Here is a 19,574-nt window from a genome sequence, read left to right on the forward strand (position 1 = left end):
ATGCCGACGGACAGGCTGCCATGCGAACCCCGCATTTCCGGGCATCCGGCGCATCCCGCTTGCGTGGCGTCCGGGTACCCCGGAGGGTCGGTGGCATGAAGGGCATCAGCTACAGCCGCTACGGTGGACCCGAGGTCCTGGAGTACGGAGAGGTGCGCGACCCCAAGATCGGCCCGGACGCGGTGCTGGTCAAGGTGTGCGCGGCGGCCGTCAACCCGGTCGACTGGAAGTGCCGTGAGGGGTACCTCGACGGCATGCTCGACGCGGTCTTCCCGGTCGTCATCGGCTGGGACGTCTCCGGTGTCGTGGTCCAACCCGGCGTGTCCGTCACGGAGTTCGCCGTCGGCGACGAGGTCATCGGCTACGTCCGCGAGGACTTCCTCTCCCGGGGCACCTTCGCCGAGTACGTCGCCGCGCCGGTGCGCACGCTGGCCCGCAAACCCCGCAACCTCTCCTTCGCGGAGGCGGCCGGTCTGCCGCTGGTCGGGCTCACCGCCTACCAGGTGCTCTTCAAGGCGCTTCAGGTCAGACGGGGCGAGACCGTCCTGATCCACGCGGCGGCCGGCGGGGTCGGCTCGATCGCCGTCCAGCTGGCCCGGCACCTCGGCGCGCGGGTGATCGGCACGGCGAGCGAGGGCAACCACGACTTCGTGCGCGCGCTGGGCGGCGAGCCCGTGACGTACGGGGAGGGGTTGGTGGAGCGGGTGCGCGGGCTGGCGCCGGAGGGCGTGGACGCGGTGTTCGACACCGTCGGCGGCGAGGCGCTCAAGGACTCGGCCGTCCTGCTCGCCCCCGAGGGCCGCCTCGCGTCGATCGCCGACGGTGAGGTCGTCGGCTACGGCGGCCGGTACTGCTGGGTCCGCCCCGACGCGGAGGATCTGGCACGGCTGACCGATCTGGCGGAACAGGGTGTGGTGTCCGTGCACGTGTCGCGGACCTTCCCGCTGGAGCGGGCGGCGGACGCCTACCGGCTGAACCAGGAGGGGCGGACGCGGGGGAAGATCGTGGTGACGGTGGACTGGGAGGCGGAGGAGGGGGTTCCGGAAGCGTCCCGGGGCTAGAAGACCAACACCGCTCCGCACGCGGCCATGGCCACCGTGCACAGGACGGCGATCGTCGCCTGCGGCGGGACGAGCAGCGCAGGGACGTCGCCGGCCGCGAGAACGCGGATGCGCCGGTGGGCGACGAGCAGGAAGCCCAGCCACAGGGCGCAGCACACGGCGCACGCGACGACCCCGGGCGCGGAGGCGCCGCCGTGCAGCGCGGTCTTCACCGCGAGCACGGCGACCACGGACCCGGAGAGTGTCGTACGGCGCCAGGCGAGGCGGGTCCGCTCGGGCTGAAGCCCCGGGTCACGGCGTTCGGCGGAACCGCTGTCGAGACCCTCGGTCGGGCTCATCCCTCCCACCCCGCCAGCACGACCACGACCATCACGATCGCCACGAAGGCGACGACCACGCTCAGCAGGGCCGGGAAGCGGGACACCGGGAGGTCCTCGTCGTGGCGCATGGCGCGCTCGCAGCGCACCCAGTGGTTGACCGCGCGCAGGGAGCACAGCACGCCGGCCGCGAGCAGCGCGAGGGCGAGGCCGACCCGCCAGCCCCAGCGCAGGTCCGGCAGGAACTGGTCCACGGCGAAGCCGCCGCCGATCAGGGCGAGGGCGGTGCGCAGCCAGGCCAGGAAGGTCCGCTCGTTCGCCAGCGAGAACCGGTAGTCGGGGGTGTGGCCCTCCTCGCGGACCTCTTGCGGGGCGAACCACAGCCGGACGTTCCGTGCGAATTCGATCACGATGTGGACTGTATCGGGCGGTTTCCCGGCGGGACGACCGCCGTCATCGGGCGGCCCGGTACGCCTTCAGGCGCTCGTACGCCGCCAGTCCGTCCGGCACCCACTCCCACTCCGTCAGCCGGCGCTCGATCTCCTTCTCCGGCAGGAAGTCGTGCCAGGCCACCTCCTCCACCTGGGGGCTGACCGGCAGCTCGCAGCGGACCTCGAAGACCGCGGACCACCAGCTCTGGCCGGCGCCGTTGTCGTAGAGGAACTTGAAGAGGAACTCGGGGGCGGGGAGGCCACTGACGCCCAGTTCTTCCTCCGCCTCGCGCAGGGCGGCGGTGTCGTAGGACTCGCCCGCGCCGACCACCCCGCCCACGAACATGTCGTAGAGGGAGGGGAAGACCAGCTTGACCGGGGTGCGGCGGTGGACGAAGAGCCGGCCCTCGGCGTCCCGCGCCTGGATGAAGACGCAACGATGGCGCAGGCCCTCGGCGTAGGCCTCGCCGCGGGGCGAGCGCCCGATGACCCGGTCGTTCTCGTCGACGATGTCGAGGATCTCGTCAGCAGGGTTCATACGGCCATCCAAGCAGGCGTCGGCGCACCGGCCTCGCGGTGCTCCGACGCGCGGCCGTCGCCGTCAGTTCGGCTGCAGGTCCCGCACCCGCTCCGGCTTGCCCGCGCCGCTCGGCATCGCCGGGTGCAGGCCGAGCAGGACGATGCCCACGACGATCGCCGCGAGACCCGCCGCCTCCCAGGCCAGGGCGCCGGTGTCGGTGCGCAGCCGGTCGCCGAGGAAGCCGACCCCGCAGATGATGCCGGCCAGCGGCTGGGCCGCGGTCAGGGCGGGCAGCGACATGCGCAGGGGTGCCGTCTCGAAGGCGCTCTGGACCAGGACCAGGCCGGTGACGCCGAGCGCGAGCACGGCGTAGGGCTGCCAGGTGCTCAGCGTCGCGGCGAGGCCGTCCTCGGAGAAGTGCTGGCCGCTCACCCGGGTGAGGGCGTCCTGGAGGCCGTAGAGGAGGCCCGCGGCCAGGGCCAGCAGGACCGGGCCCGAGCTGAGCCGGGAGCGCTTGGCGTACGTGGTGAGCAGCAGGGCCAGGCCCAGCATCGCGCCGATGATCAGCCAGTGCCGCATCGGGTCGCTGACCGCGGAGCCGCCGCGCGGTTCGCCCGCCACGATGAAGGCGGTGACGCCGCCCGCGAGCAGGGCGAGTCCGGCCCAGCCCTGGCGGCCCAGCGGCTGTCTGGTCTGCCTGCGGGAGAGGGTGAGGGCGAACAGGAGGTTCGTGGCGAGCAGGGGCTCCACCAGGGAGACCTCGCCCTGGCCCAGCGCGATCGCGCCCAGGACCATGCCGGCCACCATCAGGCCGATGCCGCCCAGCCAGCGGGGCACCTTCATCAGGTCGAGGAGGAGTCGTGGCGACAGGAAGTCGCTGAGCGGTGCCCGCTGGGCCGCGTTCTGCTGGAGCACGAACCCGAAGCCGAGGCAACAGGCCGCACTCACGGCGAGAATCAGAACCAGAACCGACACGCTGCGTACCTCGATGGATTGGGTCGGGCCACGGGCTGCGTAGTGGCCGACTGTAGCGTCCCCGCGAGCGGAGTGCCCCTGCGAGTACCCGGAAACGGGGAGTTGCCTCGGTCACGGTGCCCGGTCGGGGGCGAAGGCCGCGGCATGACCGTTTTGCCATGGTGCGGTGTGGACGCTCGGTACGCCATGGCGTACGCCACACGGATGACGGGCGAGGCGGCGGTGACGTGGGTATGTGGGGGAATGGTGAACCACAAGTGCCGCATCTGTGGCGGTAGTTGACGGAGGTTACAAAAGCTCGGCACTTGACGGAAAGCATTGGCTCCCGGTTTGCTGTGCGTGATCAGTTGACGGCAATCCGATACCTTGACGACGAGCGCGTCGCGTGAGGAAGTCCCGCGGTGTCTCCACCCCCGCCCCCCCTCGGTCGGGGCCGCAAACGTGCGGCCCAGGCGCTGGACGCGGCTCTCGACGACGCCGAACTCGTCGCCACCCGCGCCTCGTTGGCCCAGGGCCGCTGGCAGGCCGCGCGTTCCCTGCTGGTCCAGACGGGCGACGACTGGGACCGTCGCGGCCACCGCGTCACCGTCCTCGCCCTGGAGTCCCACACCGCCGCCTGGTCCCGGGACTGGCTGCTGGCCGAGCCGGACTCCGCCGACGCCGCCGTCCTGCTCGCGCTCTCCCTGGTGCAGCGCGCCCTGCTGGGCAAGGAGAAGGCCGCCAAGGCCCAGCAGGCCTGCCGGGACGCCATCGCCCTGGCCCCCGCCGACCCCACCCCCTGGCTCGGCCTGCTCATGCTGGCCTGCGCGGGCGGCACCGACGAGGAGACCGAGCAGCTCTTCGACGAGGTCCGCAGCCGGCACGCCGACCACCACCACGGCCACCACCTGATGGTCGCCCGCCTCGCCGAGCGGCGCGCCGCGGCGGGCCCCGACCCGCTGCACGAGGTCTACGACTTCGCCAACTGGGCCGCCGAGCAGGCGCCTGCCGACTCACCGCTGGCGATCCTGCCGGTGATCGCGCACGCCGAGCGCTACCGCGTACTCGCCCTCGCCGGGCACGAACCGGCCGATCCGGTTGCCTCGGGCCACTGGAGCGGGCGCCGGGCCCGGCAGGTGATGAAGGCCGCCTTCGACTGGTGGCTGGAGTGGGAGCAGGAGGGCCACCCGCGCCGCCTGGTCGACCTCAACTTCCTCGCCCACGCCAAGGTCTGCGAGGGCCGCGGCGCCGAGGCCACCGCCCTGTTCCACCGCATCGGCGAGCACCCCACCACGGCCCCGTGGTCCTACCCCGACCGCGATCCCCTCTCCGCCTTCCGTGCCGCGCGCGACCGGGCGCTCGGCTCGGTGTGACATCCCCCGACTTCGACCTAAGGACGCAATCTCGATGACCACGGGCAGTTCCAGCGCGAGCAGATCCGCCACAGACGGCATCAGTACGTTCAAGGGGCAGGAGCGCGCCCTGCGCGCCGACCGCCTCGGCACGGGAGGCCTGCTGCTCTCCGTGCTCGCCGCGACCGCACCCCTCATGGTGGTCGCGGGTGTCATGCCCACCACATTCGCGGTGATGGGCATTGTCGGACAACCGCTCCTCTTCGTCCTCCTCGGCGTGGTGCTGATCCTCTTCAGCGTCGGCTACGCCGAGATGAGCCGGCACGTCCACAACGCCGGCGCCTTCTACGCGTACATCTCCCGCGGCCTGGGCGGCACGGCAGGGGCGGCCGCCGCCCTGGTGGCCCTGGTCGCCTACAACGCCCTCCAGGTCGGCATCTACGGCATCTTCGGCTTCGAGGTCTCCGGGCTCTTCGCCACCTACGCCGACCTCTCCGTCGCCTGGTGGATACCGGCGCTGGTGGCCGTAGCCCTGGTCGGCGCGCTGGGCTGGCTGAAGATCGACGTCAACGCGCGCGTGCTGGGCGTGCTGCTGATCGTCGAGGTGGCCCTCGTGGTGATCTTCGACATCGCGGCGATCGGCGACCCGGCCAAGGAGGGCCTGTCGCTGCACGCCTTCAACCCGGACACCCTCAGCGGCGCGGGCGTCGGCACCGCGCTCTGCTTCTGCATCGCCGCCTTCCTCGGCTTCGAGCAGGCCCCGGTGTACGCGGAGGAGACCAGCCGGCCGCACATCCTGGTGCCGCGCGTGATGTTCTTCGCCGTCGGCGGGGTCGCCGTCTTCTTCGCCGTCAGCAGCTGGGCGCTGACCGTCGCCACGGGACCGTCCCAGGTGGTCGGGGTGGCCCAGAAGGAGAGCGCCGGAATGCTCTTCACGCTGACCGACTCCCGGCTCGGCGGCACCTTCACCGACGTCCTGCACGTCCTGTTCGTGACCGGCATGTTCGCGGCCATGCTCAGCTTCCACAACGTCGTCGCCCGCTACACCTTCGCCATGGGCCGCGAGGGCCTGCTGCCGCGCACCTTCGGCCGCACCACCGGCACCAGCGGCGCGCCCGGCACGGGCTCCCTGCTGCAGACGGCCGTCGCGGCCGTCATCGTGATCGTCTTCGCGATCGCCGACGACAAGCCCACCGGCGACCCGACCGCGCCGGTCCTGCACCTGTTCACCTGGTTCGGAAACATCGGCGCCCTCGGCGTGATCGTGCTGATGGCCGCCGCCTCCGTGTCGGTCATCGTCTTCTTCGCCCGCCGTGGCGCGCTGGGCGCCCAGGCCTGGCGCATGGTCACCTCGGCGCTCGCCGCCGTCGCCCTGCTGGTGATCGCCGGCTACACGGTCAAGGACTTCGACGTCCTGGTCGGCGCGGGCCCCGACTCGTCCCTGAGCTGGGTGCTGCCCGGCATCGTCGGCCTCGCCCTGGTCGTGGGCCTGGTCCAGGGCCTGGTCCTGCGCTCCCGCGCCCCCGAGGCCCACGCCCGCATCGGGCTGGGCAACGAGGCCTTCCAGCTCGACAAGGCGGCGAGCGAGACCCCGTAGGCCTTCGGGCGCTCCGCCCAGGCAGGTCGTCGCAGCCCGGTCCCGGGTTCTGAGAGACCGGTGAGAACTCATTACGGAACTCTGACGAGCACCCGCGATTCCTGGCTTCGCCGGGGTCGCGGGTGTTCGAATGGGTGGGTGAACTCCGAACCACCCGAGGAGCCCCCCGTACCGCCGTCGCCCGAGAAGCCCGAGGCATCGGTGCCTCCCGAGGAACGCGGTACCCCGATCGGGCGCCGGGTCCTGCTCGGCACCATCGGTCTGGGCGCCCTCGGCGTGATCGCCGCGCCCACCCTGCAGCGCGGTCTGGAGGGATTCCTCGGCAGCGCGGCCGAGAAGGACCCCACCGGCCTCACCGGACTGCTCCCCAACGGCGGCGGCTTCCGCTACTACTCGGTCACCTCGTCCGTGCCGCACAAGAACGCCACGAACTACCGCCTCACCGTCGACGGGCTCGTCGACACCCCGAAGACGTACACGCTCGACGACCTGCGCGCGCTGCCGCAGACCCGGCTCGTCAAGGACGTCCAGTGCGTCACCGGCTGGCGGGTCCCGGACACGCCGTTCGAAGGGGTGCGGCTGTCCCGGCTGCTGGACGCCGCGGGAGTGCGCGCCAAGGCCGGGGCGGTGCGCTTCAGCTGCTTCGACGGCGCCTACACCGAGAGCCTCACCCTCGACCAGGCCCGCCGCTCCGACATCCTGGTCGCGCTGCGCATGCAGGACAAGGACATCGGCCACAACCACGGCGGCCCGGTCCGCCTCTACGTGGCGCCGATGTACTTCTACAAGTCCGCCAAGTGGCTGTCCGGCATCACCGTCACCGAGGACGTGCGGCCCGGCTACTGGGAAGAGCGCGGATACGACGTCGACGCCTGGGTCGGCCGTTCGAACGGACGGGACGATGACCCTACGACCTGACACGGCCGCGCCGCCGTCCGCCGACGTCCGCCGGTTCGGCCCGGCGCAGCGCTGGGTGCACCGCACGACGGCCGCGCTGATGGGCGTGTGCGTGGTGACGGCTGCCTTCCTCTACATCCCCGAGTTCGCCGAACTCGTCGGCCGCCGCGAACTGGTGGTGCGCGTCCACGAGTTGGCCGGGATCGCGCTGCCCGTGCCCCTCCTGGTGGGCCTGGTCTCCCGCGCCTTCCGCGGGGATCTCGGCCACCTCAACCGCTTCGGCCCGCACGACCGGATCTGGCTGCGCGCGGCCCTGCACCGGGACAAGCGGCGCGCGGTGCGGCCGGCCGCCAAGTTCAACGCGGGGCAGAAGGTCTACGCGGCCTGGATCGCCGGCGCGACCCTGGTGATGCTCGGCACCGGGCTGCTCATGTGGTTCACCCATCTCACGCCGATCCAGTGGCGCACCAGCGCGACCTTCGTCCACGACTGGCTCGCCCTCACCATCGGCATCGTCCTGGGCGGCCACATCGGCATGGCCCTGGGCGACCCGGAGGCCCGCCGTGGCCTACGGACGGGCTCGGTGAGCCGGGAGTGGGCGGAGCGGGAACATCCCCTGTGGCGACCTTGACGACGGATCCGGATCGAGGGACGGGAGTCCGCCGGGGGCGACCACGGTGAAGGCGTCCGGCAGCCGCGCCTCGGTGTCGCCGTAGCGGACCACCACGTCCACCTTCCGCGGATAGCCCTCGAAGCCCGGCACCACGGCCGCCAGCACCAGCTTGTCGCCCGCCTGCGACACCGTCACGAGGGGGCCGGGCACCTGCGTGCCGCCGATGAACAGGCTGCCGTACCGCAGCAGTTCGACGTGCTCGAAGTACGTCCCGCTCAGCTCGATCCCGACCGTCTCGCCCGGCGGCGACTCACCGTCACCGCCGGTCTGCGTCCCGGAGACCGCGTACGCGCACGCGGGTGCGGTGCTCGCCGACGCCTTCAGCCGCACGGTCGCGGCCGGGTGCCGCCGATGAAAGTCGAGGAGCCCGCCGAGTACGGCGTAGGCGGCCCGTCCCTTGCAGGTGTCGGCCCCGCCCGCCAGAGCCGCGTAGTCCTGCGCGGCCGTGTCCCAGCTGCCGCCGTGGGAGCCCTGCACGGCCAGACAGGCGGAGGCGAGGCCGCGCAGCAGCCGCCACTGCGGGTCCGTCTCGTGGGGGACGAGGTCGAGGGCGGTGCGGCACTGGTCGGGCGCGGTGAGCCGGTCGTAGACGCCGGAGGGGTCGGCGATGCCGTCCTCGTCGGGCGAACGGGGGCCCGGCGGGAGCCACGCGGGGGCCTGGAGGACCGCCTTGCGCGTGGGCGAGGGCGCGGCGGCGGGGTGTGACGGCACCGGCGTCCGACTGTGGGTGGTGGTGGGACCCGGAATCGCCGTCGCGCTCGCCGCTCCGGCGGGCGAGGGCCGTACGGGGGTGCCGGAGCCGCCTGGCGCCGGCGTGCGGTCGCCCTGGCCGGCCGACGGACCGGCGGAGACGGTCGTGGAGTTGCCGCCCCCTCGGTCCGCAAAACCACTTCCGTCACTGGTCACGGCCGCCACGGCCACCGCCACGGCTCCGACCAGGAGCAGCCCCGAGACACGCACCCCGAGGGAAACCGCCATCATGCCCCCCGACACGGTTACCCCCCGGGAGTCACCCCGGGGGTCCCCTCATGATGAGGCCGAGTGCGCCCCCGGGGGAAGCCGAATCAGGCCCCGAATCAAGCCCCGAAGTCCAGAAGGACCTTGCAGGACCGGGCGCGGTCGGCGGCCAGCCCGAAGGCCGACTCCGCCTCCCGGACCGGGACCACCGCGCTGACCAGCGCGTCGAACGCCGGCTCGGCGGCCAGCAGGCGCAGCGCCTCGTCGAACTCGCCGTCGAAGCGGAACGCCCCGCGCAGCTCGATCTCCCGGCTCACGACCAGGTTCCCGGCGAACGGACTCGGCCCCGGCGGCAGCATCCCCAGCTGCACGACGACCCCGCCGCGCCGCACCAGTCGCAGACAGGTGTCGAGACCCGCGGCCACCCCGGACGCCTCCACGGCCACGTCCACCTCGGCCGGCCACCCGGTGTCGTCCGGGTCGTCGGCCCGTACGAGGGTGTCGGCGCCGGCGTGCCGCGCGTACTCCAGGGCGGCCGGGAGGATGTCGGTGGCCGTCACCCGGGCGGCACCGGCCGCCTTGGCCGCCGCGACGACCAGGCAGCCGATGGGACCGGCGCCGGTGACGAGCACGTGCCTGCCCTCGACGTCACCTGCGCGACGCACGGCGTGCAAGGCGACGGACAGCGGTTCGGCGAGGGCGGCCCGGCGCAGCTCCAGGCCCTCCGGGATGGGCCTCAACTGCTCGGCGGGGACCACCACCTGGGCCGCGAACCCGCCCTGCACGTGCGGGTAGCGGGCCGCGCTGCCGAGGTAGCGGGTGTCCCGGCAGACGTTCCGGCGTCCGGCCACGCACTCCGGGCAGACACCGCACGGGGTCGCCGGGTGCACGGCAACAGCCGTACCGACAGCGGGACGTGAGGCCTCGGGGGAGCCGTACGCCAGGACCGTGCCCACCACCTCGTGGCCGAGCAGCATCGGTTCCTTGAGGCGGAAGTCCCCGACCCCGCCGTGCCGCCAGTAGTGCAGGTCGGAGCCGCAGACCCCGCCGTAGCGGACGGCGACCAGCGCCTGGCCGGGACCCGGCTCGGGGACCGGCAACTCCTCGACGCGCAGGTCGCCTTGACCGTGGATGACACAACCGAACATCGCTCGCGGTCCCTTCACAGCACGCTCGTCATGCCGCCGTCGACGTACAGGATCTGGCCGCTGACGAAGTCCGCGGCGGGCGAGGCGAGGAAGAGCACCCCGCCGACCAGGTCCTCGGTGGTGCCCCAGCGGCCGGCCGGGGTGCGACGGCGCACCCAGGCGCTGAACTCCTCGTCCTGGACCAGGGGTTGGGTGAGTTCGGTCTCGATGTAGCCGGGGCCCAGGCCGTTGACCTGCACGCCGCTGGGGCCCCAGTCGGCGCACATGCCCTTCGTGAGCATCTTCAGGGCGCCCTTGGTGGCCGCGTAGGGCGCGATGCCCGGGCGGACCACCTCGCTCTGCAGCGAGCAGATGTTGACGATCTTCCCGTGGCCGCGTTCCGTCATCCGGCGTGCGGCCGCGCGACCTACCAGGAACGCGCTGGTGAGGTTGGTGTCGATGATGCGGTGCCAGTCGGAGTCGGTGAACTCCAGGAGCGGGGCGCGCAGTTGCATGCCCGCGTTGTTCACCAGGATGTCCAGCGGGCCCACCCGCTCCTCGACGTCCGCGATGCCGGCGGACACCGACGGGCCGTCGGTCACGTCGAAGACGGCGGTGTGGACGTCACCGGGCAGGTCGGCCGCCGCCTTGGTGAGCCGGTCGGCGTCCCGTCCGTTGAGGACCACCGTGCAGCCCGCCTCAGCGAGACCCCGGGCGAGGGCGAGGCCGATGCCCCGGCTGGAGCCGGTGACCAGGGCGGTGCGGCCGCTGATGTCGAACAGGGGGTGACTCATTGCCGTACTCCTGTGTCCGTACCGCTAGATGACCAGTGAGAGGAGCAGGACCAGACCGCCCGCGACCACCGAGATGATCGTCTCCATGACGGACCAGGTCTTGAGCGTCTGGCCGACGCTCAGCCCGAAGTACTCCTTCACCAGCCAGAATCCGGCGTCGTTGACATGGCTGAAGAAGAGCGAGCCGGCGCCGATGGCCAGTACCAGCAGCGCGGTGTGGGCCGTCGACATGTCGGCCGCGAGCGGGGCGACCAGGCCGGCCGCCGAGACCGTCGCCACCGTGGCCGAACCGGTCGCCAGGCGGATGCCCACCGCGATCAGCCAGGCGAGCAGCAGGGCCGGGATCGACCAGTCCTTGGAGATGTCCAGGATCATCTGGCCGACGCCCGAGTCGATCAGCGTCTGCTTGAAGCCGCCGCCCGCGGCGACGATCAGCAGGATGCCCGCGATGGGCATGAGGCCCTTGTCGACGGTCTCGGTGATCCGTTCCTTGGTGAACCCGGCGGGCCGGCCCAGCGTGAAGATGGCGACGATCACGGCGGCGAGCAGGGCGATCAGCGGGGAGCCGATGACGTCGAAGACACGCTGGGTGCGGTTGTCGGGGTCGTCCACGACGATGTCGACCAGCGCCTTGGACAGCATCAGCACGACCGGCAGCAGCACGGTGGCCAGGGTGGCGCCGAAGCTCGGGCGCCCCTTCAGCTCCTCGGAGGCGCGCGGCGGCAGCATCCGGTCGGGCACCGGGACGTCCACCCAGCGGGCGGCGACCTTCGAGAACAGCGGACCGGCGATGATCACCGTCGGGATGGCGACCAGGATGCCCAGCGCCAGTGTCACGCCCAGGTTGGCGTGGACCGCGTCGATCGCGACCAGCGGGCCGGGGTGCGGCGGGATCAGGCCGTGCATCACGGACAGGCCGGCCAGCGCCGGGATACCGATGCGCATCAGCGAGTAGTTGCCGCGCTTGGCGACGATCAGCACGACCGGGATCAGCAGCACGATGCCGACCTCGAAGAAGAGCGGCAGCCCGATCACCGAGGCGATCAGCACCATCGCCCAGGGCATCGCCCGTCCGCTCGCCCTCGCGAGGATCGTGTCGACGATCTGGTCCGCGCCGCCGGAGTCGGCCAGCAGTTTGCCGAGGATCGCGCCCAGCGCGATCAGCACGCCCACGCTCGCGACCGTGGAGCCGAGACCGGTGGTGAAGCTGGTGATGACCTTGTCCAGCGGGGCGCCCGCGACGGCGCCGAGCACCAGCGAGCCGATGGTCAGGGACAGGAAGGCGTGCAGTTTGAACACGGTGATGAGCACGACGATGACGGCGATGCCCACCAGGACGGCGATGCCGAGCTGAGCGTGTCCGGCCGAGGTGATCGGCTCGGGGGCGTCCGCTGCCAGCAACTCGACGCTGAGTCTGGTCACGGTGGTTTCCCTTGGGTACGGGGACGGGGGAGTGGGTGCGGGGGGTTACTGGAGCTTGCGGGGGCTACGGGGTCGGTTCGGGGAGGGTCGACAGGGCCCGTACGGCCCGTTCGGTGATCTCCTCGGGGCTGCCGATGACGTCCACGGCGACGCCCGCCTCGTCCGCCTGGAGCGGCTGGAGCGTGGCGAACTGGGAGTCGAGCAGCGCGGTCGGCATGAAGTGGCCCTGCCGGTGCGACATCCGGTCCTCGATGAGGGCGCGGTCACCGGTCAGATGGACGAAGACGACACCGGGGGCCGCGGCGCGCAGCCGGTCGCGGTAGGACCGCTTCAGCGCCGAGCTGCTGACCACTCCGCCGAGTCCGGCCCGGCCGTGCGCCCAGGTGCCGATGGCGTCGAGCCACGGCCACCGGTCGTCGTCGTCGAGCGGGACGCCGGCCGACATCTTGGCGATGTTGGCCGGCGGGTGGAAGTCGTCGCCCTCGGCGTACGGGACGCCGAGACGCGCCGCGAGCAGGGGGCCGATGGTGGTCTTGCCGGTGCCCGCGACACCCATGACCACGACCACGTGGGGGGCGCTCATCGCTACCTCGCTGTCTTCCTCGTGTCTTCTTCGACATCTGGACGCCAACCGGCGTCGACCACACTGAAACCGATTAGGTACGACGAATTCAAGAGCCTGTGACAAATAAGTCTGACTTTTTGGTTCCGTGATGCGGCCCGTACGCTGAGTGCATGAGCACCACGGGCCGGGGCCTGCACGGCCGAGTACTGGACACCCTCGGTCCCGCCATCACCGCCGGCGAGTACCCCCCGGGCAGCGTTCTGCGCACGGACGAGCTGGCCCAGCGGTTCGACGTCTCACGGTCCGTGATGCGGGAGGCGGTCCGGGTGCTGGAATCCATGCACCTGGTCGCGTCGCGCCGACGGGTGGGCGTCACGGTGCGCCCCAAGGCCGAGTGGAACGTCTACGACCCGCAGGTCATCCGCTGGCGGCTGGCCGGCGCCGACCGCCCCCACCAGCTGCGCTCACTGACCGTCCTGCGCTCGGCGATCGAGCCGGTCGCGGCGGGCCTGGCCGCGAAGTCCGCCACCGCGGAGCAGTGCGCGGAGCTCACCGAGTGCGCCATCGGCATGGTGGCCAACTCGCGCGGCCACAAGCTGGAGGACTACCTCGTCCACGACGTGGCCTTCCACCGGGTGATCCTGGTCGCGTCCGGAAACGAGATGTTCGCCCGCCTCGGAGACGCCGTCGCCGAGGTCCTCGCAGGCCGCACCCACCACGAGGTCATGTTCGAGGACCCGGACCCGGCCGCCGTCACCCTCCACGTCCAGGTCGCCGAGGCCGTCCGCGAGGGCGACGCGGCCCGCGCGGAGGCGCTGACCCGCGAGATCACGGTGGGCGCGCTGCATGAACTGGACATTCTGGCGCCCTAGTGGGGAGTCGACGGCTTGGGACGGGGGATCAGTCCAGGAACTCGCCGTCCACGTACACCCACGCCCCCTCGACCCGCTCGAACCGGCTGCGCTCGTGCAGCGAACCGCCTTTGAAGGACGCCCGGAACGTCACGGTCCCGGTGCTGTGGAAGGCCGTACCGTCCGCCGTGCCCAGGATCTCCAGGCCGGTCCAGCGCATGGCCGGGTCGAGGTCGAGCAAGGCGGGACGGGTCCGCGGGTGCCAAGTGCGCCGCAGATACTCCTCGTTGAGCGTCACGAAAGCGGCGTAACGCGACCGCATCAGGGCCTCGGCGGTCGGCGCCGCGGCCTCGCCCCGATGGAAGCGGCCGCAGCAGGAGTCGTACGTCTCCGGCAGACCGCACGGGCACGAGGGGCTCGGAGCGGGGGCGGAGGCACGCCCCCGCCGGGGGTTCGAGGTACGTCGGGACATGCCCGTCATTCTCCCCGCTCTCGCGGCTACGCCGGTTCCGCGTTGGTCGGCGGATGGGTCGGCCGGGCCGGGATCCGGCCCTCCAGGCGCGGCAGCGGGGGCAGCCGCGTGCCGTGCACCCACGTGGCGAACAGGTCGTCCAGCGGTTCGCTCGCGTAGCGCGCCGCGTGGGCCGCGAAGTTCGCCGTGGTCACCGAGCCGCCCCGGTGCAGCGCGACCCAGCCGCGCAGCATGCGGAAGAACGCGTCGTCGCCCAGCGCGCAGCGCAGCGCGTGCAGGGTCAGACCGCCGCGCTCGTAGAGCCGGTCGTCGAACATCGACTTGCGGCCCGGGTCCGACAGGCGCAGGTCCTTCGGCATCGAGGACACCAAGCGGTGCGCGGCGGCGGCCAGTTGCTGCGCGCCGGGCCCGCCCGAGCGCTCCGACCACAGCCACTCGGCGTACTTGGCGAAGCCCTCGTTGAGCCAGATGTGCCGCCAGTCCGCGATGGACACGCTGTTGCCGAACCACTGGTGGGCCAGCTCGTGCGCGACCAGCCGCTCCGAACCCCGGGCCCCGTCCACGTGGTTGGCGCCGAACAGCGACAACCCCTGTGCCTCGACGGGGACATCGAGTTCCTCGTCCGTGACCACCACCGCGTACTCGTCGAACGGGTAGGGCCCGAACAGCTCCTGGAACAGCTCCATCATCTGCGGCTGCCGCGCGAAGTCCCGGGAGAACCGCGGCAGCAGGTGCGCCGGGATGTGCCCGTGCTGCGGCACCCCGCCCGGACCCGGGTCGCCGAGCAGCACCGTCTCGTACTTGCCGATCGCCAGGCCCACCAGGTAGCTGGAGGTCGGCGCGGCCTGCTCGTAGACCCAGGTGGTCGTCGACGCCCTCGTCGTGCGGGTCAGCAGTCGGCCGCCCGCCACCACCGCGTACGCCGAGGGGGTCGTGATCGAGATCTGGTAGGAGGCCTTGTCGGCGGGCCGGTCGTTGCACGGGTACCAGGACGGCGCGCCGATCGGCTGGCTCGCCACCAGCGCTCCGTCCTCCAGCTCCTCCCAGCCGAGGCCGCCCCAGGGGCTGCTGACCGGCTTGGGGTTGCCCGCCCAGTGCACCTCGACCGTGAAGGCCGCGCCCGGCCGCACCGGCTTGGCGGGGCGCACCCGCAGCCGGCCGCCGCGGTGCGTGTAGTGCGCCGGCCGGCCGTCGACCCGGACCCGGCCGATCTTGAAGTCGGACAGGTTCAACTGGAGTTCGGGCAGCGGCGAACGGCCCGCTATGGCGTTGATCCGGGCCGCCCCCGCCAGGCGGTTGGGGCCGGGCCGGTAGTCCAGCGTGAGTTCGTAGCGGTGCACCCGGTAACGGGAATCGCCGTTGGCCGGGAAGTACGGGTCCGCACCCACTGACTGCTGAACTGCCACTGCCGCTTCTGCTCCCTGCGCTGCGCTGCCACTCGGTGCCGTCGGTGCCTCGCTCACCGACTCCGAGTGACCCGCGCTCAGGGGCGCCATGCCTCGATCGGGTTGCCCAGCCAGCGGGTGTCGTCCGGGACGGACTCCGAGGCCATGACGAGCGACGCGGGACCCAGCGTGGTGCGGGCCCCGATCGTGCTGCCGGGCAGCACGATCCCGCCAGGGCCCAGCGTGGCGCCCTCACGGAGAACAACAGTATCCGTCCGCAAGATCCGGTCATGAAAGAGGTGAGTCTGCAGGACGCAGCCACGGTTCACGGTGGTCGCGTCCTCCAGGGTCACCAGGTCGGTCTCGGGCAGCCAGTAGCTCTCCACCCAGACGCCCTTGCCGATGTTCGCGCCGAGGCCGCGCAGCCACGCGGTCAGCACCGGCGTGCCCGGTACGGAGCCGGCGAGCCAGGGCACGGCCACGACCTCGACGAAGGTGTCCGCCAGCTCGTTGCGCCACACGTAGCCGCTCCACAGCGGGTGCTCACCGGTGTGGTGGCGGCCCACCAACAGCCACTTGGCGACGATCGAGAGGAGACCGGCCGCGGCGCCGGCGGCGAGCAGGACGAGACCGGACAGCAGCGCGGCCCAGGGGCCGAGCAGGCACAGCAGCGCCAGCGTGCCGGCCGCCAGCGCGGCCGAGCAGAACACCGGCACGATCCGGCACAACTCGACCAGACCGCGCGCCCACAGCAACCGGGCCGGCGGGTCGTAGGTCCGGCTCTGGTCGCCCGCCGAGGTGTTGCGGGGCAGCTTCACCGGCGGCAGGCCCAGGTACGAGCTGCCCTTCTTCGCCTTCTTCGGCGTCGCCGACAGCACACCCACCAGACCGCCGTCCGGCACGCTGCGGCCCGGCGCGGTCATCCCGGAGTTCCCGAGGAACGCCCGCCGACCGATCTCCGCGCGCCCGATCCGCATCCATCCGCCACCGAGTTCGTACGGCGCGGTCAGGGTGTCGTCGGCCAGGAACGCGCCCTCGCCGACCGTGGTCAGACTCGGCAGCGCCAGGACCGTGGAGACCTCGGCGCCGCGCCCGATGCGCATCCCGAGCAGCCGCAGCCACACCGGCGTGACCAGCCCGGCGTACAGCGGGAAGAGGGTCTCGCGGGAGCGGTCCATCAGCTGCGTGACCGTCCAGGCCTGCCAGCCGATCCGGCTGTGCGTGGGGTGCGTGCCCTCCCGCAGGCCCAGGCTCAGCACCCTTACGCCGACGAGGATCAGCAGCGCGTACGCCAGACCGAAGGCGAGCGTGGCCGGGACGAGGGCGAGCGCGGCACCCTTCAGGGGGGCGTCCGCGTCGATCAGAGCCCGCGCCACGAGGAACGCGGCCCCGCCCGCCAGCAGCGGCAGCGCGGTCAGCACGAGCCCGGTCAGGCCGTACATCACGCGCCAGTACGTGCCCTTCTGCGGGCGCTCCTTGGGCCAGTTCCGCTTGGCCTTGCCCAGCTTGACGGCGGGCGCGCCGGCCCAGCGCTGGCTGGTGGGGATCTGACCGGTGACGGCGGAGCCGGGGGCCACCTCGGCCCGCTTGCCCACGCGGGCGCCCGGGAAGAGCATGCTGCGGGTGCCGACGACGGCGTGCGCGCCGACCTTGACCGGGCCGATCTCCAGGCGGTCGCCGTCCAGCCACCAGCCCGACAGGTCGACCTCGGACTCCACGGCCGCGCCGCGGCCGAGCTTGAGCATGCCGGTGACCGGCGGCAGCGAGTGCAGGTCGACGTCCTGGCCGACCTTGGCGCCCAGCGCCCGCGCGTACCGCTCGAGCCAGGAGCCGGTCAGCGAGGTCGCCCCGCTGAACTCGGCCAGCCGCTCGGCCGTCCACAGCCGCAGATGGACACTCCCGCCGCGCTCGTGGCGGCCGGGCCGGACGCCTCGGAGCAGCAGCCGCGCGCCGCCCGCGGCGATCGCGAGCCGGCCGGGCGGGCTGAAGAGGGCCACCGCACCGGCCGCGATCAGCCACCAGGGGGCGGTCGGCAGCCAGGAGTAGGCGGGCAGCAGGTTTCCGGCGGCGGCCAGCGCCACCGTCCAGCGCAGCCCGAGCAGCGTGTAGAGCGGCAGGAGCAGCAGGGTCTGGATCACCTTGGCGCGGGTCGGCACCGGGGCGATCGTGCGCCGGGCGCCGTCGTCCTGGGAGGACTCCTCCAGGTGACGGGCCAGCTTGCGCAGCGTCGGCTGCTGGTAGATGTCGAGGACGGCCGCGCTCGGGTAGCGGGTGCGCAGCCGGGTGGTCAGCAGGGCGGCGGCCAGGCTGGAACCGCCGATCGCGAAGAAGTCGTCACGGGCGCTGCCCACGGGGATGCCGAGGACTTCCGTCCACTGCTCCGCGAGCCAGGCCTCGGTGCCGTAGAGCTGCTCGGCCGGACCCCCGGCGGTCTCCAGACCCTCCAGCGGCCACGGCAGGGCGTTGCGGTCGACCTTGCCGGAGGTGCGGGTCGGCAGGTCCTCGACCGGCGCGATCAGCGGGACCAGCGCGGCCGGCAGCTCGGCCCGCAGCTTCTCCACCGCGGTGGCGTGGTCCCAGCCCTCCTGGGTGACGACATAGCCGACCAGGAGCTGGTTGCCGCTGCGCGCGGTGCGCACGGCGGCCGCCGCGCCCGCGACGCCGGGCAGCGCCTGCAGGGCCGCGTCGACCTCACCGAGCTCGATCCGGCGCCCGCCGAGCTTGATCTGCTCGTCGGCGCGCCCCAGGAAGATCAGCCCCTCCGGCTCCGCCTTGACCAGGTCACCACTGCGGTACGCGCGCTCCCAGCCCAGCGAGTCCAGGGGCGCGTACTTCTCCGCGTCCTTCTCGGCGTCGAGGTACCGGGCAAGGCCCACCCCGCCGATCACCAGCTGGCCGGTGCCGCCCATGGCGACGGGCTCGCCGGCCTCGTCGACCACGGCCAGCTCCCAGCCGTTCAGCGGCAGCCCGATGCGGATCGGCTCGTCACCGGTCATCAGCGAGGCACAGGCGACGACGGTCGCCTCGGTCGGCCCGTACGTGTTCCAGACCTCGCGCCCCTCCGTCACCAGGCGCTGCACCAGCTCGGGCGGGCAGGCCTCGCCGCCGAAGATCAGCAGGCGTACTTCGTCGAGCGCCTCGGGCTCCCACAGGGAGGCGAGGGTCGGGACCGTGGAGACCACCGTGATCTCCTGCTCGACCAGCCAGGGGCCGAGGTCGGCGCCGCTGCGGACCTGCGAGCGGGGCACCGGCACCAGACAGGCGCCGTAGCGCCACGCCAGCCACATCTCCTCGCAGGACGCGTCGAAGGCGACCGAGAGGCCCGCCATGACCCGGTCACCGGGACCGATCGGGTCGTCGGCCAGGAACAGCGCGGCCTCCGCGTCCACGAACGCGGCGGCGCTGCGGTGGCTGACCGCCACGCCCTTGGGCTTGCCGGTGGAACCGGAGGTGAAGATGATCCACGCGTCGTGCTCGACACCGGGGCGCCGGGCCGGGACCTCGCTGCGGCCGTTCACGGTCAGCTCGTGGCCGGCGCCGACGACGGCCCGCACCTCGGCCTCGCCGAACACCAGCTCGGCCCGCTCGTCCGGGTCCTCGGCGTCCACCGGGACATAGGCGGCGCCGGCGGCGAGGACGGCGAGGATCGCCACGTAGAGGTCGTTGGTACCGGACGGAACACGGACGCCCACGCGGTCACCGAGGCCGACGCCGGCCGCGCCGAGGTCACGGCGCAGCCGCTCGACCTCTGTGGCCAGCGCGCGGTAGGTGAGCCTGGTCGTGCCGTCGTCGAGCGCCAGCTCGTCCGGGTAGGAGCGGACGGAGGCGTCGAAGATGTCGACCAGCGTGCGCGGAGAGGCCGCCTGGCCCCCCGAGAAACGTGCCGTATTGCCGAGCTGCTCGCGGATCTCGTCGTCGAGCAGGCCGAGAGCACTGCTCTCGTGTGTGGCTGCCATCGGGTCCTCGCGTATTGTTCCCGGAACGCCGGGGCGCTGGCGGGCCCGCAGGGTTGCCTGGGGTTGTCCGGTTCCAGCTCGGTTAACAAGCAGGAAATTTTAGTACGACGCTAGGTTCCCGCGCGGTGGGCGGCCACTCAGAACACCTGATCAGGGGCCGTTCGGGGATCACCCCGGCTGCAATGACCTGGGGTTCTTCACTCCCGGGAGACATGGCCCACACTGTGCGTGAAGAGCCGTTTC

General features: G+C 72.4%; 18 protein-coding genes. 6 read left to right on the forward strand and 12 right to left on the reverse strand.

The genetic code is table 11. From position 1 onward, the window contains the following. The first annotated feature begins 95 nt into the window (after positions 1 to 95). Entirely contained in the window at positions 96 to 1,061 is a 966-nt protein-coding gene (locus ACIQI8_RS38735) for an NADP-dependent oxidoreductase (protein ID WP_402361764.1), read from the forward strand. Here ACIQI8_RS38735 and ACIQI8_RS38740 read toward each other — a convergent pair. The 4 genes from ACIQI8_RS38740 to ACIQI8_RS38755 all read right to left on the reverse strand — a co-directional run bounded on the left by ACIQI8_RS38740 (position 1,058) and on the right by ACIQI8_RS38755 (position 3,304). Beyond that, on the reverse strand, positions 1,058 to 1,399 hold the full coding sequence (locus ACIQI8_RS38740; RefSeq protein ID WP_402361767.1) for a DUF202 domain-containing protein: 342 nt from the start codon (positions 1,397 to 1,399) through the stop codon (positions 1,058 to 1,060). The two genes, ACIQI8_RS38735 and ACIQI8_RS38740, sit on opposite strands and share 4 nt — an antisense overlap. Beyond that, positions 1,396 to 1,788, reverse strand: a complete 393-nt coding sequence (locus ACIQI8_RS38745) for a YidH family protein (RefSeq protein ID WP_402361770.1) — start codon at positions 1,786 to 1,788, stop codon at positions 1,396 to 1,398. The genes ACIQI8_RS38740 and ACIQI8_RS38745 overlap by 4 nt, the downstream gene beginning before the upstream one ends. Before the next feature lie 43 nt (positions 1,789 to 1,831). Then, positions 1,832 to 2,347 carry an NUDIX hydrolase gene (locus tag ACIQI8_RS38750; protein WP_402361772.1) on the reverse strand — a complete coding sequence of 172 codons (516 nt, stop codon included), beginning with the start codon at positions 2,345 to 2,347 and terminating at the stop codon, positions 1,832 to 1,834. A gap of 63 nt (positions 2,348 to 2,410) precedes the next feature. Next, complete coding sequence (locus ACIQI8_RS38755; RefSeq protein ID WP_402361775.1) at positions 2,411 to 3,304, reverse strand: DMT family transporter; 894 nt, start codon at positions 3,302 to 3,304, stop codon at positions 2,411 to 2,413. Between the two features lie 401 nt (positions 3,305 to 3,705). On the opposite strand from ACIQI8_RS38755, the gene ACIQI8_RS38760 reads away from it, so the two are divergent. The 4 genes from ACIQI8_RS38760 to ACIQI8_RS38775 all read left to right on the forward strand — a co-directional run bounded on the left by ACIQI8_RS38760 (position 3,706) and on the right by ACIQI8_RS38775 (position 7,760). Further along, positions 3,706 to 4,656 (forward strand): hypothetical protein, encoded by a 951-nt coding sequence (locus ACIQI8_RS38760; protein ID WP_402361778.1) that lies wholly within the window; start codon positions 3,706 to 3,708, stop codon positions 4,654 to 4,656. A gap of 34 nt (positions 4,657 to 4,690) precedes the next feature. Then, positions 4,691 to 6,232, forward strand: a complete 1,542-nt coding sequence (locus ACIQI8_RS38765) for an APC family permease (RefSeq protein ID WP_402361781.1) — start codon at positions 4,691 to 4,693, stop codon at positions 6,230 to 6,232. Positions 6,233 to 6,370: 138 nt separating this feature from the next. Then, positions 6,371 to 7,150, forward strand: coding sequence for a molybdopterin-dependent oxidoreductase (locus ACIQI8_RS38770; protein ID WP_402361784.1), 780 nt, complete (start codon positions 6,371 to 6,373; stop codon positions 7,148 to 7,150). Continuing rightward, complete coding sequence (locus ACIQI8_RS38775; RefSeq protein ID WP_402361787.1) at positions 7,134 to 7,760, forward strand: cytochrome b/b6 domain-containing protein; 627 nt, start codon at positions 7,134 to 7,136, stop codon at positions 7,758 to 7,760. Before ACIQI8_RS38770 ends, ACIQI8_RS38775 begins: the two co-directional genes overlap by 17 nt. Here ACIQI8_RS38775 and ACIQI8_RS38780 read toward each other — a convergent pair. From ACIQI8_RS38780 to ACIQI8_RS38800, 5 genes are all read right to left on the reverse strand, one after another. Beyond that, positions 7,698 to 8,783 carry a hypothetical protein gene (locus tag ACIQI8_RS38780; protein ID WP_402361790.1) on the reverse strand — a complete coding sequence of 362 codons (1,086 nt, stop codon included), beginning with the start codon at positions 8,781 to 8,783 and terminating at the stop codon, positions 7,698 to 7,700. The two genes, ACIQI8_RS38775 and ACIQI8_RS38780, sit on opposite strands and share 63 nt — an antisense overlap. 95 nt (positions 8,784 to 8,878) lie before the next feature. Continuing rightward, a complete protein-coding gene (locus tag ACIQI8_RS38785; RefSeq protein WP_402361793.1) occupies positions 8,879 to 9,907 on the reverse strand; it encodes an L-idonate 5-dehydrogenase in 1,029 nt (342 codons plus the stop codon). Positions 9,908 to 9,921: 14 nt separating this feature from the next. Beyond that, on the reverse strand, positions 9,922 to 10,680 hold the full coding sequence (locus ACIQI8_RS38790) for an SDR family oxidoreductase (protein ID WP_402361796.1): 759 nt from the start codon (positions 10,678 to 10,680) through the stop codon (positions 9,922 to 9,924). A gap of 24 nt (positions 10,681 to 10,704) precedes the next feature. Further along, positions 10,705 to 12,102 carry a GntP family permease gene (locus ACIQI8_RS38795; RefSeq protein ID WP_402361799.1) on the reverse strand — a complete coding sequence of 466 codons (1,398 nt, stop codon included), beginning with the start codon at positions 12,100 to 12,102 and terminating at the stop codon, positions 10,705 to 10,707. Positions 12,103 to 12,166: 64 nt separating this feature from the next. Then, positions 12,167 to 12,685 carry a gluconokinase gene (locus ACIQI8_RS38800; RefSeq protein WP_402361802.1) on the reverse strand — a complete coding sequence of 173 codons (519 nt, stop codon included), beginning with the start codon at positions 12,683 to 12,685 and terminating at the stop codon, positions 12,167 to 12,169. A 152-nt stretch (positions 12,686 to 12,837) separates the two neighbouring features. On the opposite strand from ACIQI8_RS38800, the gene ACIQI8_RS38805 reads away from it, so the two are divergent. Beyond that, positions 12,838 to 13,539, forward strand: a complete 702-nt coding sequence (locus tag ACIQI8_RS38805) for a FadR/GntR family transcriptional regulator (protein WP_402361805.1) — start codon at positions 12,838 to 12,840, stop codon at positions 13,537 to 13,539. 28 nt (positions 13,540 to 13,567) lie between these two features. Here ACIQI8_RS38805 and ACIQI8_RS38810 read toward each other — a convergent pair whose 3' ends face one another. The 3 genes from ACIQI8_RS38810 to ACIQI8_RS38820 form a co-directional block, all read right to left on the reverse strand. Beyond that, positions 13,568 to 13,990, reverse strand: a complete 423-nt coding sequence (locus ACIQI8_RS38810; protein WP_402361808.1) for a YchJ family protein — start codon at positions 13,988 to 13,990, stop codon at positions 13,568 to 13,570. 26 nt (positions 13,991 to 14,016) lie between these two features. After that, the gene (locus ACIQI8_RS38815; protein WP_402361811.1) at positions 14,017 to 15,396 is read right to left on the reverse strand and encodes a M1 family metallopeptidase; all 1,380 of its coding nucleotides are present in this window, start codon (positions 15,394 to 15,396) and stop codon (positions 14,017 to 14,019) included. A 77-nt stretch (positions 15,397 to 15,473) separates the two neighbouring features. After that, on the reverse strand, positions 15,474 to 19,331 hold the full coding sequence (locus ACIQI8_RS38820; RefSeq protein WP_402361814.1) for a Pls/PosA family non-ribosomal peptide synthetase: 3,858 nt from the start codon (positions 19,329 to 19,331) through the stop codon (positions 15,474 to 15,476). Between the last annotated feature and the right edge of the window lie 243 nt (positions 19,332 to 19,574).

This window comes from Streptomyces sp. NPDC092369 (genome assembly GCF_044755245.1).
Lineage (GTDB): Bacteria > Actinomycetota > Actinomycetes > Streptomycetales > Streptomycetaceae > Streptomyces.

What these genes read in the sequence shown, in the direction of transcription:
- ACIQI8_RS38750 (WP_402361772.1), bottom strand. Translation starts at nt 2,347, where the DNA reads ATGAACCCTGCTGACGAGATCCTCGACATCGTCGACGAGAACGACCGG.
- ACIQI8_RS38800 (WP_402361802.1), bottom strand. Translation starts at nt 12,685, where the DNA reads ATGAGCGCCCCCCACGTGGTCGTGGTCATGGGTGTCGCGGGCACCGGC.
- ACIQI8_RS38740 (WP_402361767.1), bottom strand. Translation starts at nt 1,399, where the DNA reads ATGAGCCCGACCGAGGGTCTCGACAGCGGTTCCGCCGAACGCCGTGAC.
- ACIQI8_RS38810 (WP_402361808.1), bottom strand. Translation starts at nt 13,990, where the DNA reads ATGTCCCGACGTACCTCGAACCCCCGGCGGGGGCGTGCCTCCGCCCCC.
- ACIQI8_RS38805 (WP_402361805.1), top strand. Translation starts at nt 12,838, where the DNA reads ATGAGCACCACGGGCCGGGGCCTGCACGGCCGAGTACTGGACACCCTC.
- ACIQI8_RS38735 (WP_402361764.1), top strand. Translation starts at nt 96, where the DNA reads ATGAAGGGCATCAGCTACAGCCGCTACGGTGGACCCGAGGTCCTGGAG.
- ACIQI8_RS38780 (WP_402361790.1), bottom strand. Translation starts at nt 8,783, where the DNA reads ATGATGGCGGTTTCCCTCGGGGTGCGTGTCTCGGGGCTGCTCCTGGTC.
- ACIQI8_RS38820 (WP_402361814.1), bottom strand. Translation starts at nt 19,331, where the DNA reads ATGGCAGCCACACACGAGAGCAGTGCTCTCGGCCTGCTCGACGACGAG.
- ACIQI8_RS38790 (WP_402361796.1), bottom strand. Translation starts at nt 10,680, where the DNA reads ATGAGTCACCCCCTGTTCGACATCAGCGGCCGCACCGCCCTGGTCACC.
- ACIQI8_RS38785 (WP_402361793.1), bottom strand. Translation starts at nt 9,907, where the DNA reads ATGTTCGGTTGTGTCATCCACGGTCAAGGCGACCTGCGCGTCGAGGAG.
- ACIQI8_RS38765 (WP_402361781.1), top strand. Translation starts at nt 4,691, where the DNA reads ATGACCACGGGCAGTTCCAGCGCGAGCAGATCCGCCACAGACGGCATC.
- ACIQI8_RS38775 (WP_402361787.1), top strand. Translation starts at nt 7,134, where the DNA reads ATGACCCTACGACCTGACACGGCCGCGCCGCCGTCCGCCGACGTCCGC.